Origin of the sequence: Parabacteroides sp. D25, assembly GCF_000307475.1 — a bacterium.
Lineage (GTDB): Bacteria > Bacteroidota > Bacteroidia > Bacteroidales > Tannerellaceae > Parabacteroides > Parabacteroides distasonis.
On record NZ_JH976502.1, the window covers coordinates 220972 to 234796 of the forward strand.

Sequence of the window (13825 nt, forward strand, 5' to 3'; positions counted from 1 at the left end):
AGATTTAAGTGTTGTTCTAGAAGAAAGAGACAGGCGAGTTCCTATATTCTCGTCTGCCCGTCTCCTTCTATGATGTATTTATAAGTCGTTAATTCAGGAAGCGCCATCGGTCCCCGGGCATGTAGCTTTTGGGTACTGATTCCGATCTCCGCCCCGAATCCGAATTGGGCCCCATCAGTAAAGGCGGTAGATACATTTGCGTATACGCAAGCGGCATCTACCAATTGCTGGAAGCGCCGGATAGTTTCCGGATCTTCGCTGATTATGCTTTCGCTATGTTTTGAACTGTACCGGGCGATATGTGATAGAGCCTCGTCTAAAGAGGATACGGTACGGATACTCATTTTGTAATCGAGGAACTCGGTACCGAAACTGTTTTCGTTAGCCTGTTGTAAAAGCGTCTCCGGATAATGTTCGGATAGAGCGGCATAAGCCGGTTCGTCCGCATAAATGATTACGTTGCTGTCCGGAAGCTTTCCACAGATATACGGAAGATCAGATAGACGTTCTCGGTGGATGATTAAGCAATCCAAGGCATTACATACGCTGACCCTCCGTGTCTTTGCGTTATTTACGATCTCACGTCCCTTGCCTTTATCTCCGGAGCGATCAAAATAGGTATGACAGATACCGGCACCCGTCTCGATCACCGGAACTTTCGCGTGTTCCCGGACGAAGTGAATCAAGGAACTGCTTCCACGAGGAATGATTAAGTCAACCAAGCCGACCGCTCCCAGTAATTCCGCCGTAGCCTCTCGATCCGGAGGTAGTAAAGTGCATACCGCCGGATTTATACCCTGACGCTCCAATACAGAATGGATGATGCGTACCAAGGCTCGGTTAGAGAAGTCCGCATCCGATCCACCCTTTAGCACGCAAACATTACCGCTTCGGAAACATAAGGAAAAAACATCGAAGGTAACATTCGGACGAGCCTCATAGATCACACCGATCACCCCGAAAGGCACGGTTACTTTTCGGATAACCATTCCGTTCGGGCGGGTAGTCTCGCTCAAGACCTTATTTAATGGAGAAGGTAATGTCGATACATTCTCCATATCGGCGGCGATACCTTGTAGCCTTTCCTCTGTCAATTTCAGCCGGTCGTATTTCGGGTTCGCGGGGTCCATACGTTCCAGATCTTGGCGATTCGCGGCGAGTACCTCCTCCGTATGAGTCCGTAGAACCTGCGCTGTCTCCTTTAAGATCCCGATAATCGTTTGATCCGATAGCGTTATCAATTGTTTAGCCGCATCCGATGCCTGTCGCAGCATATCTTTTACATTCATACTTTTTAATCCAGATATAGATAATCATAATGTATAAGCGGTTTTAAATCCCGTTGCCCTATTTGCTTACGTGCTTCCTCGCTGTCATAGGCGGTACAGCCTACGCCGATTTGCACGCCTTCCTCATTCATTATCTTTACGATATCATCTTTTTCGAAATCACCCTCGATGCGGGTTACTCCAACCAATAATACGCTAGTCGCTTTCGGGGCGGTCAATGCCTCCTCGGCTCCTTTATTGATATGTATTTCCCCTTTGGCGAAACCCTCGGAGTGGGCGATCCATTTCTTTACGCTGCTGACGGGTTTCGAGGCCGGAATGAAACGGGTGCAGACCGTGTCGCTATCCACCGCCAATAACATCGGAAGGATATTATCCTTTTTGCCGTTGGCGATGATAACCGCAATACCTTCGTCCGCCACTTTTTGGGCGATATGACATTTCGTCAACATACCTCCCCGTCCAAAGGATGATTTGCTAGTCTGTACATATTCCGACAAATCTGTTTTCCCACATTCGATTTCCCGGATCACGGAACTATCCGGGTCCGACGGATTTCCATTGTAAATCCCGTCTATATTACTGAGAATCACCAAGGCATCCATTCCCATCATCGTAGCGATCAAGCCGGATAACTCATCATTATCCGTGAACATCAGCTCGGTTACGGATATCGTATCATTCTCATTTACGATGGGGATCACCTTGTTTTCAAGCATTACCTCCATGCAATGCTTCTGGTTCAGGTAATGCGTACGACTCCCGAAATTCTCTTTTGTAGTAAGCACTTGCCCGCAAGTCATGCCATGCTCCCGGAATAACTCGTAATACCGGTTGATCAACTTGGCCTGTCCTACCGCCGAATACAGTTGCCGGGCTGATACGGGATCCAGCTTTTTGCCGGCCTTTATCTCGCTTCGTCCAGAAGCCACGGCACCGGAGGAGATCAAGACGATCTCCATACCTTGCCGGTGCAAGTCCGCTACTTGGTCAACCAACGCGGACATGCGGGTGATATCTAGCGTCCCATCCTTGCGGGTCAGGACATTGCTTCCTATTTTTACAGCGATCCTTTTCAAGAAAGTTATGATTTATTATTTATTATCTTTATCCCGGATCTCTACCCGTCGGATCTTTCCGCTGATTGTTTTCGGCAGTTCGTCCACGAATTCGACAACACGGGGATATTTGTAAGGAGCGGTGACACGTTTCACGTGATTTTGCAATTCTTTGACCAAGGCATCACACGCTTTATCCTTATAATCCTTCGCCAATACGATCGTGGCCTTTACTACCTGTCCGCGGATCTCGTCGGGGACACCGGTGATAGCACATTCCACTACCGCAGGGTGAGTCATCAAGGCACTTTCCACCTCGAACGGCCCGATACGATAGCCGGAACTCTTGATCACGTCGTCCGCGCGGCCAACGAACCATAAGTAACCATCCTCGTCACGCCAAGCCACGTCTCCCGTGTAATACAGGCCATCGTGCCAAGCTTCCCGGGTACGTTCTGCGTCCCGGTAATATTCCTTGAATAACCCGATAGGCTTGCCATTTGTTGTGTGGATCACGATCTGTCCTTGCTCGCCATCCTCCGCACGGCTTCCGTCCGGACGCAATAAATCGACATCGTACTGCGGGTTGGGAACACCCATAGAGCCCGGTTTCGGCTCCATCCACGGGAAAGTGGCGACTGTCAGCGTAGTCTCTGTCTGGCCGAAGCCTTCCATCAATTTAATGCCGGTCAACTTATAGAACGTGTCGAACACGGCGGGGTTCAAGGCCTCGCCGGCGATCGTACAATATTGTAAAGATGATAAATCGTATTTAGTCATATCCTCACGAATTAAGAAACGGAAGATCGTAGGAGGAGCGCAAAGCGAGGTGATCCGGTAATCCTGTATCATCTGCAACATATCAGCAGGCGTGAATTTCTCGTGGTCGTAAACAAATACGGTCGCTCCGGCGATCCATTGCCCATATAGCTTACCCCAAACTGCCTTGCCCCAGCCCGTATCCGCGATCGTCAGGTGAAGGCTGTCCTTATGCAAGTTGTGCCAGAAACTACCGGTCACGATATGCCCCAGCGGATACGTAAAGTCGTGGGCCACCATTTTCGGGTTTCCAGTCGTACCGGAGGTGAAATACATCAAAGAGATATCGTCATTGCTATTTGGGTGAGACGGGCGGACGAAAGGAGCGGCGTTTTGGATACCCTGTTGGAAATCCTCGAAACCTTCCGGTATTTCCGGCCCTACGGATACAACACTTTTTACGGTCGGTGAGTCCGGCAAAGCCTCTATGATATGTTTCGTTATCACTTCCTCTCCGGCGCAAACGATCATCTTGATATCGGCGGCATTCGCACGATAAACGATATCTTTCTTGGTCAGTAAGTGTGTAGCCGGTATCACGACAGCCCCTAATTTATGCAATGCGATGATAGAGAACCAGAACTCATAACGGCGTTTGAGTATCAGCATCACCATATCGCCATGTCCGATCCCCAAGGATTGGAAATAAGAAGCCGTCTGGTCCGTATACCGTTTCAAGTCGGCAAACGTAAAATCAATATGCTCTCCATGATCGTTTGTCCAACATAACGCTTTCTTATCAGGTTCTTCCTCCGCCCAAGCGTCTACCACATCATATCCGAAGTTGAAGTTCTCCGGAACCTTGATCTTGAAGTTTTTAATAAAATCTTCTTGCGACTCAAACGTCGTTTTATCTATAAATCTTTCTAACATGCTGTTGATCGTTTATAAAATGACGGCCAAGAAACTGACCTTTTCCCCATCCAGCGCTTTCATACCGTGAGGAAGCTCTGAGTTAAAATAAATACTATCACCTTCTTCTAAGATAAGATCTTTATTGTTGATCTGTAGTAACAGACGTCCTTTTAATACCATATTGTATTCTTGCCCCGGATGGGAATTGAGATACATCGGCTCATCCTCTGGTTTGGGATGTACGGTTACCAAGAAGGGGTCCGCTTTACGTCCGACGAAACCGGCGGCCAATGATTGGTACTTATAGGCTTTCGTACGCTCTACGGCAACACCTTTTCCGTTACGAGTAATAAAGTACGTACTCATTTTAGGCTCGTCGCCAAACATCAACGTGGTTAATTCTACGCCATAAGCCTGTGAGATCTGGTGCAATACGCTAACGGAAATATCAACCGTGCCGCTTTCCAGCAGCAAATATTGCTCAGTCGTGAGGTTGCAGACCTTTGCCATTTCTTCCGGCGTAATCTCCAGTGCGTCCCGTAATCCGGCCAGACGCTCTGCGATTTGTTGTATCTGTTCGTTCATTTTGCTGAAGTTATTGTATTATGTCGCTCCAAAGATAGGAATAAAAAGCAAAAAGAAGGTGAAAGCCCTTGTTTTCTTTTCTAATTAACAGGTATGGCTTGTTTTTAATACAAATGACGCAGATAATACGGATAAGAATAGCAAATCCGTGTCATCTGCGTCTGAAAGATAAGCATCTAATACTTATTCAGCATTTTTCTTTAGCCATTCTAACCGGCGCTGATCCGGGAGGTGTTTTACCTTGAAATGCTCGAATATCACATTAAATCCTTTCCCGTCGGGACAAGCGGCCATAAACCCGACTTGTACGGGGATATTGTCTTGTAGCCAAGCGTTACGCATAAGGGTTCCTTATCATCGAATGAGTAGAAGATCTCCACGGCGTCCAATCTCCGGACAGCTTTTATCCATACATAAGGGATCGCTTTGTCTAAGGTGATAACGCTCCAGTCGGAGGTCTTATGCGTAACGACCGCGCTTAGGTTGTATTTACCATCCACGAACTCTATACCGGCTTTTATATAATTTTCATGATTGATGCGAAGCATCAGGCCGGCTTGGTCAAAACGCTGCTTGTAATCGCCGGTTATCTTGACTTTCACTTCGAATTCACCCCCATAAGTCGCATAATAAAAAGGAGCGTCATCTACCGTAAACCCGTAATGGGAAATCCTCCAATAGTCACTTTGGGGAGTGACCTGCATGGAAAGTGACTTGTCTTTAATCTCCCATTGCTCCGGCTCGTTGAACCATTGCATCTTATCTAATGATTGCGCCCCGCAAAATTGCAAAGAGGCGACAATAACAAAACTCAGTAATACTAATTTTCTCATTTTACTTCTTATTTCTTATTTTGATTCTTTCTATTCCCGTAAGAAGTTAATGTTATTAACCTTACCTCCGCAAAGGTAACGTGTTATTATAGATCGCGCAATGATTCTGTGATTTTATCTAGGAAGGAAAAGTAAGGGTTAATGTGTTTTCGTCTATTCGTATTTGATAACCTCGACCGGGCAGCTTTCGGCAGCCTCTTTAATACCCGCCTCGAAATCATCGAAATTAACTCCTTCGTTTACACGTGAACGATCTGTAACAGTGAATACTTCCGGGCAAATGCCCTCGCATGTACCGCAAGCGATGCAATCCTCTTCAATCCAAACTCTTTTAATTGCCATAATTTTATTCCTTTAAGATGATTAATATGTTAATGTAACAAACAACTTTCGCGGATTGTTTTCGGGAGAGGTCTTTTAGATCATTGTATAGACCGTGAAATGAGCTTATCTTTGGTTGATATATATTAACGTTTACACGCCACTGTTTTAAAATAAATTTGCTACGTTTACAGCAGAAAGTTTCATTGAATAACCATTTAAAAAATCTGAAGTATTATGGATAATGCTATTTTTAGATTTCCTAAACCCATTAATGAGCCGGTAAAAGCGTATGCTCCCGGATCAAGTGAAAAAGCATCCTTAAAGAAAGCGTTGGCGCAGATAAGTTCCGAGGAATGGGATATACCTCTGGTAATTGGCGGAAAAGAGATCCGTACGGGTAATACCGGTAAGGTCGTTATGCCTCATGATCATCATCATGTATTGGCTACTTATCATAAGGCGGGCGAGAAAGAAGTACAAATGGCTATCGACGCCGCCATGAAAGCGCATAAGGAATGGTCAGAACTTCCATGGGTGGAACGTGCGTCTATTATGCTTCGTGTAGCTGAGTTGTTGGCTACGAAATATCGTTATATCCTGAACGCTTCGGTTATGTTGGGACAGAGCAAGAATCCGTTCCAAGCGGAGATCGACGCTCCCTGCGAATTGATCGATTTCTTGCGTTTCAGTACCTTCTACGCTAGTCAAGTATATGCCGATCAACCCTATTCCGAGACGGGTATATTGAATCGTATGGAATACCGAGCCTTGGAAGGTTTCGTGTTCTCGCTCACGCCGTTTAATTTTACGTCGATCGCTTCCAACCTGAATATGGCTCCGGCTATGATGGGTAACGTGGCGGTATGGAAACCGTCTACTACGGCGATCCATTCGAACTATTTCTTGATGAAGGTTTTCCAAGAGGCCGGCTTGCCCGATGGCGTAGTGAATTTCATCCCGGGACAGGGTAGCGTGATCGGTAAGGTGATTACGGGTAGCCGTGATTTGGCGGGATTCCATTTTACGGGCTCTACCTCTACGTTCAATACCTTGTGGCGTCAGATCGGAGAGAACTTGGGGCATTATAAATCTTATCCGAAGATCGTAGGCGAGACAGGTGGCAAGAACTTTATCTTCGCTCATCCTTCCGCTCCGGCGTTGGATGTGGCTACCGCTATCGTACGCGGCGCGTTCGAGTATCAGGGGCAGAAGTGCTCGGCGGGTTCCCGGGCCTATATCCCGGCTTCTCTCTGGAAAGAGGTGAAAGATTACGTGGGCGATATGCTGAAAGAGATCAAGATGGGTGACGTGCAGGATTTCACGAACTTTGTCAATGCCGTGATCGATGAGGCTTCGTTCGATAACATCATGAGTTATATCGATTATGCGAAACAGTCTCCGGACGCAGAGGTTCTTTTTGGTGGTAACGGGGACAAATCTGTAGGTTATTTCGTGGAGCCAACGGTTATCCAGACCACGGACCCGATGTTCAAGAGCATGGTAGAGGAAATCTTCGGGCCGGTGATTACGATCTACGTATATGACGACGCTAAATATGAGGAGACTTTGGAACTTTGTGATCGTACTTCTCCGTACGGATTGACGGGTTCTATTTTCGCCCGTGATCGCTATGCGATCGATAAGGCATTCAATACCTTGCGCTATTCGGCCGGTAATTTCTATATCAATGATAAACCGACCGGCGCCGTGATCGCCCAGCAACCGTTCGGCGGTTCCCGTGCGTCCGGAACGAATGACAAGGCCGGTGGCCCGCTGAACTTGATTCGTTGGACGAATCCTCGTTGTATCAAGGAATGTTTGGTTCCTCCGACGAGCTACGGGTATCCGTTCTTAGGTGAGAAATAATTGTCATAATTAAGAAATACCAACTGATTGTGGGGGAGACGGGGCGTGCCCCGTCTCTACGCTATGACGTTACCTTTATCTACATACAATATGTTAGACTTTAACAATACCGAGATCGCTTTCTCGTCGAAGTCGCGGGGAGAACTACAAAATGCTTACTGGCTTTTTAATACGATAAAATATCCTTGGTTGGTAAAATGCGCTAAAGTAGCCACGAGTATAGCCTTGAAAATACATTTCCCGCTGGCTTGGGCGGTGAAGCCTACCTTATATAAACAGTTCGTTGGGGGAGAAACTTTACAAGACTGTTCCGCAGCCATCAACCACTTGATGAAATACAACGTGAAATCGACGCTCGATTATTCGGCGGAGAGCGAGCAGACCCCGGAGGGCATACAGGCGACTTTCGAGGAAACCTTGCGCTCGATAGATTTTGCGAAAGGAAATACGAATCTGGCCTATGCCGTATTCAAACCATCCACGATCACGACCGATGAGTTACTGGCCAAAGCTTCCGAGAAACGGGAAGAGCTTACGATAGACGATGTCCGGCATTTCCGCGAGTTCCGCGAGCGTTTTATGGCGCTTTGCCAACGGGCTTACGATAACGACGTACGTATTTTAGTGGATGCGGAGGATTATTGTTTCCAAGATGCCATTGATGCGTTGACCGATGAGGCGATGCGTAAGTTCAACAAGAAACGTGCGATCGTATTCGCTACCTTGCAAATGTATCGTCATGACCGGATGCCTTATCTGCGTCGTATCTACGATGATGCCGTGGCGAAAGGTTATATTGCGGGCGTGAAATTCGTGCGCGGGGCTTATATGGAAGCGGAGCGTGCCCGTGCGGCGGCGTTGGATTATCCCGATCCGATTTGTAAAGATAAGCAGGCCACGGACGAGAATTATGATGCGGCGGTCCGTTTCACCATGGATCATTTAGATCGTTTTGAGATGTTTATGGGAACTCATAATGAGGAGAGTAATTATAAGTTGGCGAAATTGATGGACGAGAAGGGGATCGCCCGCGATGACTCCCGTGTTTTCTTTGCGCAGCTATTGGGAATGAGCGATAATATTTCCTTCAATTTAGCCCATGCGGGATATAACGTAACCAAATACGTACCGTACGCCTCGGTAAGGGATGTACTGCCGTATTTGATCCGGCGTGCGGAAGAGAATACTTCTGTCGCGGGGCAGACCAGCCGGGAACTCCGGATGTTGGAGATGGAAATGACTAGGCGGAAAGAACATAAACCTGCCGAGGGCAGGTAAAGTAGTTTGTCAGCATATTTCGGGGCGTATTGGTGCTGGCAAACTACTTTGTCTGCCTATTTTTATTTACTGGCCTTCAGTCCCCGGATCACGGAAGAGGTAAAACCGGAAAGTTCCATCTCATTTAGACCCTTGATCGTGATTCCGCCCGGAGTTGTTACCTTATCGATTTCCATCTCCGGGTTACTTTTGTTCTCGAGCAATAAATCAACGGCGCCTTTCACGGTATGCACCACGATCTCTTGCGCTTGTTTCGGATAGAAACCCAATTCCACGCCGCCTTCTATCGCCGCGCGGATATAACGCAAGGCGAAAGCGATGCCGCTGGAAGCCAATGCTGTTCCTGCGCCCATCAACCGTTCTTCTACCAACATGGCGTTGCCAAGCTCGTTGAAGATATGGATGATTAGATCCGTTTGCTCCTTGGAGGCGTTGCGGGCGGAAACGAAAGTCATGCTGCTCATCACCTCGATAGCCGTGTTGGGCATGATCCGGAAGATCGTGGGAGTAGCCAGACAATCGAAGTCTGTATTCTTGGTCAAATAAGTATTCAACAGGTCGAAAGTCACGCCAGCCGCTACGGATACGATGATTTGTTTCTCGAAGTCGAGCACCGACTTAATCTCATCTATAATCATTTCTACACGCCAAGGTTTAACGGCGATGATGATGATATCAGCGTTTCGTGCCGCTTCCACGTTATCATGGGTCAAGATAAAGTCCGGATCGATCTTTCTCATCTTCTCCAAGGTCTCGTCCGATTGGGCGGTACAAGTGATATCAGAGGCTTTGAACATGGTTCCTTTCGCTAAACCTCGGGCGATCGCTCCACCGATATTACCCGAACCGATAATAGATATTCTCATTTTGCAGATAATTAGTTATATATTATGTTTTCTGAAGAGGCAAACTTAGATAAAATATCTCAAATACGTACGACTTTGTAGAGTTAGCTACGGATAAAAAACTTACATTTGCGGTCGATACGGACTTAATACTAATATAAATATATAAAATTACATGAAAAAGACAATTCTAGTTTCAAGCATGCTATTCGCTCTGACTATGTCCGCTACGATCCAAGCGCAAGACACGGAGAAGAAGGTGAGTGAGGAGGGATTCGTGTTCACGACCGTGAAAGAGAACCCCATTACATCTGTTAAGAACCAAAATCGTGCGGGTACGTGCTGGTGCTACTCCTCGTACTCTTTCTTGGAGTCGGAGTTGCTTCGTATGGGAAAGGGCGAGTATGACTTATCCGAGATGTTTACGGTATATAACACCTATCTGGATCGTGCCGACGCTGCTGTGCGTACGCATGGGGATGTTTCGTTCTCGCAAGGTGGATCTTTCTATGATGCGCTTTATGGAATGGAAACATTCGGCTTGGTTCCGGAAGAGGAGATGCGCCCGGGCATGATGTATGCCGATACGTTGAGTAACCATACCGAGCTTTCCGCCTTGACGGACGCTATGGTGGCCGCTATCGCCAAGGGAAAGTTACGCAAATTGCAGTCTGATGAGAATAACGCCATGTTATGGAAGAAGGCGGTCGCTGCGGTACATCAGATCTACTTGGGGGTTCCTCCTGAGAAATTCACGTATAAAGGGAAGGAATATACACCGAAATCTTTCTTCGAGTCTACAGGTTTGAAGGCTTCGGATTATGTCTCATTGACTTCTTATACGCATCATCCGTTCTATACCCAGTTCCCGCTAGAGATTCAGGATAACTGGCGTCACGGTATGTCGTATAACTTGCCGCTGGATGAGTTTATGGAGGTCTTTGATAATGCGATTAATACGGGTTATACGATCGCTTGGGGTTCCGATGTGAGCGAATCTGGTTTTACTCGTGACGGAGTGGCCGTTATGCCTGATGATGAGAAGGTACAGGAGTTGAGCGGTTCCGATATGGCTCATTGGTTGAAATTGAAACCGGAGGAAAAGAAGCTGAACACAAAACCGCAACCTCAGAAATGGTGTACCCAAGCAGAGCGTCAGTTGGCTTACGATAATTACGAGACGACAGACGACCATGGTATGCAGATCTACGGTATCGCCAAGGATCAAGAGGGGAACGAGTATTATATGGTAAAGAACTCTTGGGGAACCAACAGCAAGTATAACGGTATTTGGTATGCTTCCAAGGCGTTTGTCCGTTATAAGACCATGAATATCGTGGTTCATAAAGATGCCTTGCCTAAAGCGATCAAAGCCAAGTTAGGTATCAAATAACCGATCTGCCAAGGAGGGTTCAAATAAAAACTAAACCCCGATAGCTTCCGGCGATCCGGTAAGTCTATCGGGGTGATCTATATATACAAAGATGTGCTGCCTATAAATTTATTGGACAAGTCTTAGCGTGTAGTTAAGATCTGCCGCCGCTTTTTGCAACGCGTCGTTCATCAAGGTCAAGTTATCCCCTTCTACTAGGAAATAGATGACGGGTTCGCCATCACTGGGAATCAACTCGTAGATTACTGCGCTAGCGTCATCGGGAGTTCCGTGCTTTACTTTTTGTTTACCGGTTGTAATGGCTTTCTGAGGAGCTTTCTTCGCCGCTCCGGTACTTGAGGCTACTGCTTCCGGTACGGTATAAAGAGCATCCAACTCGAATACGCCTTCCTCGTCTGCGTTATCTTGTTGATAATACAAGGTTAAGTCATAATCTACGTTCACGCTATCCGGAGAAGTCAGGGTTCCCTTATACTTTTTTTGGATAACCGGTCCCTTTTTAGGATCAGCCTTCAAGGAATCCCTCATATTCACGGGCTTTGCCGGTTGGGTCGCCTTAACAGAATGGATCAGTGGCAAAGACGGAGCGTCCGGAGCCGCCGACATTATGGCGAATTCTTCTTCCTCTACTTCTACGGGTACATCCTTTTGGGCTTGCTTCCCGCTACATGCGGCCAAAAATGCCATAGCCGCTACTGCGATAAAATACTTTTTCATTACCATTATTTATTTTATTAGTGACGTTTGGATATATAACATAAAATCCCCCACGATTTGTTTCGTGAGGGATCATTTTTAACTATTTACCGTGAAATATTTATTTCTTGGAAGGCTCTACCCTGTCATCCGGATAGGGAGCGGTCGGGATCGTGGAAGCGCTTCCGTCTCGTCCGGCGAAATAGTGCGGTGACATGATCTCTACGCCAGCCTCATTGAATACGTCCTGTATGTTTTGATGCAGGTCGGAATAGATATCTCCGAGTTTATCGGCGTCCTTTATATAAGCGTTGATTTGATAACAGGGATAGTAATCGCTTAGTTCGGTCTCCAATACGAAAGGCTTCGGCTCTGGCAATACCCCGGTGGTCTGGCGGGCGGCATTGATCAATAATTGATGAACTTGCCGCCAAGGTACGTCGTAGCCGATCGTAACCGTGCTGTGGATGATTAATCCGTATTGCCGTGCGGATACGCTATAATTTGTTGTATGGGAGGACATGATAAAGGAGTTCGGGATGGTCACTACCTCATTCTTAGGGGTACGTAAACGGGTTACAAACGGAGTCTTCTCGATCACGTTGCCAGTCGTCTCGTTTAGTTGGATACGGTCACCCAATTTAAAGGGCCTCATATAAGTAATGACCAGCCCTGCGATGATATTTCCGATCACCGTACTGGAACCCAACGATATGATCAAACCGACAAATACGGATATGCCTTGAAATACCCCCGAGTCCGATCCCGGCAGATAAGGATAGATCATGGCGATCATAAAGGCGTATAGCAGGAAACGGATGATATTAAACGTCGGTTGCGCCCAATCCGGGTAAAAACCTGATATTTTCAGGTTCTCGCTCTCTATCTCGTTGGCTATGTATTGGATTCCTTTTACGATGTATTTGATGCAGTAATAGATCACCAAGATGATAAACAAGTTCGGAATATAGGAGGCTACCGATTTAAAGATCATCTTTACCGGCTCCAACAAATAGGAGAATATCTTCAAGGCTAGATCTTCTGTTTGCGGGAAGATAGCGAAAAGGATCGGTACACTGATGGTTAATTGGATTAGTAACACGATCCATCGTATTACGTTGGTGAAAAACATCAATACACGTCCTTGGCGATGTGTGTTGAGAAATTCATAATCCCGGATGGTAATAGATCTGAGTCGGTTCTGCTTTAACCAGATAATTTTCCTGCGTAGCTTCTTAAACAGATAGTTGGTCAGCTTAAACAGGAAATATTGGATGATAATTACGAGGATGAACAATAATACCCGTTTCGCTATCTGCAAGATACTATGTTGCTCCCTTAACTCTTGTATCTTGTTTTGGATAATCGGTTGATATTGTTCAGCGAGGGCTATACGACTGAGATTTTGCCATAGGGCATCTTGATCGGTGATACTTAGGATAACCTTGTCTCCGTACATGATATCCGTTACGTATTCGCTGTCATAGATATAGATGGAATCCTTCTTCAAGGAATGCGAGGTCCCGATCTTTACCATGATATTGAGGATGTCCTCAGCCCGGTCAACCGGGGTGCGGCCTCCGCGCTTGGCGTAAAGGTGAAATAAGGTATCCCCCTCCACGACTACAGGTACGCCGGGAGTCAGTGCCCGAAGGGAATCGATACGGTTTCGTTGCTCGGACCTTTTTAGGGAGTCGGCGGTAGCGTTGCTGTTTTTCGTGCTTTCCAGCTCGTCTTTCAGTAAGATCTCGTTTAGTTTCATCTCTTGCAACTGGAGGGCTAGCTCCTGCATCTTGATGGAATCCTTCCGGTGCTGCTCATCGAGCGAAAGCGTATCGGTTGGGGTAACTGGTTCCTCCGGATCATTGCCTAATGTCGTAGACAATAGTTCTTCGGCCTTTTCCCTTAATTGGGCGTTGGACACCGTTGGCAGGAAACTGATTCCTGCCAAGATCACTAATCGCAATAAAAATTGTTTCATCGA

At 46.7% G+C, this 13825-nt stretch carries 11 protein-coding genes and 1 pseudogene; 3 read left to right on the top strand and 9 right to left on the bottom strand.

Annotated features, from left to right (window positions below; translation table 11 throughout):
• Nucleotides 1–41: 41 nt before the first annotated feature.
• From HMPREF0999_RS07795 to HMPREF0999_RS07820, 6 genes and pseudogenes are all read right to left on the bottom strand, one after another.
• Nucleotides 42–1289 carry a glutamate-5-semialdehyde dehydrogenase gene (locus HMPREF0999_RS07795; protein ID WP_005867252.1) on the bottom strand — a complete coding sequence of 416 codons (1248 nt, stop codon included), beginning with the start codon at nucleotides 1287–1289 and terminating at the stop codon, nucleotides 42–44.
• Nucleotides 1290–1294: 5 nt separating this feature from the next.
• Nucleotides 1295–2368: a glutamate 5-kinase gene (proB, locus tag HMPREF0999_RS07800; protein WP_005854230.1), complete on the bottom strand. Its 1074-nt coding sequence runs from the start codon at nucleotides 2366–2368 to the stop codon at nucleotides 1295–1297.
• Nucleotides 2369–2383: 15 nt separating this feature from the next.
• Nucleotides 2384–4039, bottom strand: a complete 1656-nt coding sequence (locus tag HMPREF0999_RS07805; protein WP_009275612.1) for an AMP-binding protein — start codon at nucleotides 4037–4039, stop codon at nucleotides 2384–2386.
• A 12-nt stretch (nucleotides 4040–4051) separates the two neighbouring features.
• Nucleotides 4052–4606, bottom strand: coding sequence for a helix-turn-helix domain-containing protein (locus tag HMPREF0999_RS07810; RefSeq protein WP_005854235.1), 555 nt, complete (start codon nucleotides 4604–4606; stop codon nucleotides 4052–4054).
• A 183-nt stretch (nucleotides 4607–4789) separates the two neighbouring features.
• Nucleotides 4790–5439, bottom strand: a pseudogene (locus tag HMPREF0999_RS07815) (DUF1349 domain-containing protein).
• Nucleotides 5440–5592: 153 nt separating this feature from the next.
• Nucleotides 5593–5781: a ferredoxin gene (locus tag HMPREF0999_RS07820; RefSeq protein WP_005854237.1), complete on the bottom strand. Its 189-nt coding sequence runs from the start codon at nucleotides 5779–5781 to the stop codon at nucleotides 5593–5595.
• 216 nt (nucleotides 5782–5997) lie between these two features.
• Between HMPREF0999_RS07820 and pruA the strand changes: the two genes are divergently transcribed.
• The gene (gene pruA, locus HMPREF0999_RS07825; RefSeq protein WP_005854238.1) at nucleotides 5998–7629 is read left to right on the top strand and encodes an L-glutamate gamma-semialdehyde dehydrogenase; all 1632 of its coding nucleotides are present in this window, start codon (nucleotides 5998–6000) and stop codon (nucleotides 7627–7629) included.
• A 90-nt stretch (nucleotides 7630–7719) separates the two neighbouring features.
• Nucleotides 7720–8907 (top strand): proline dehydrogenase family protein, encoded by a 1188-nt coding sequence (locus HMPREF0999_RS07830; RefSeq protein WP_008779995.1) that lies wholly within the window; start codon nucleotides 7720–7722, stop codon nucleotides 8905–8907.
• A gap of 62 nt (nucleotides 8908–8969) precedes the next feature.
• Here HMPREF0999_RS07830 and proC read toward each other — a convergent pair whose 3' ends face one another.
• Complete coding sequence (gene proC / locus HMPREF0999_RS07835; RefSeq protein ID WP_005854240.1) at nucleotides 8970–9773, bottom strand: pyrroline-5-carboxylate reductase; 804 nt, start codon at nucleotides 9771–9773, stop codon at nucleotides 8970–8972.
• Nucleotides 9774–9927: 154 nt separating this feature from the next.
• Here proC and HMPREF0999_RS07840 point away from each other — a divergent pair, with 154 nt between their 5' ends.
• Nucleotides 9928–11145 carry an aminopeptidase C gene (locus tag HMPREF0999_RS07840; RefSeq protein ID WP_005854242.1) on the top strand — a complete coding sequence of 406 codons (1218 nt, stop codon included), beginning with the start codon at nucleotides 9928–9930 and terminating at the stop codon, nucleotides 11143–11145.
• A 108-nt stretch (nucleotides 11146–11253) separates the two neighbouring features.
• Here the strand turns inward: HMPREF0999_RS07840 and HMPREF0999_RS07845 are convergent, their stop codons facing one another.
• Together HMPREF0999_RS07845 and HMPREF0999_RS07850 are read right to left on the bottom strand one after the other, a co-directional pair.
• Nucleotides 11254–11862, bottom strand: coding sequence for a hypothetical protein (locus HMPREF0999_RS07845; RefSeq protein WP_005854244.1), 609 nt, complete (start codon nucleotides 11860–11862; stop codon nucleotides 11254–11256).
• A gap of 100 nt (nucleotides 11863–11962) precedes the next feature.
• Entirely contained in the window at nucleotides 11963–13822 is a 1860-nt protein-coding gene (locus tag HMPREF0999_RS07850; protein ID WP_009275615.1) for a mechanosensitive ion channel family protein, read from the bottom strand.
• Nucleotides 13823–13825: the final 3 nt, after the last annotated feature.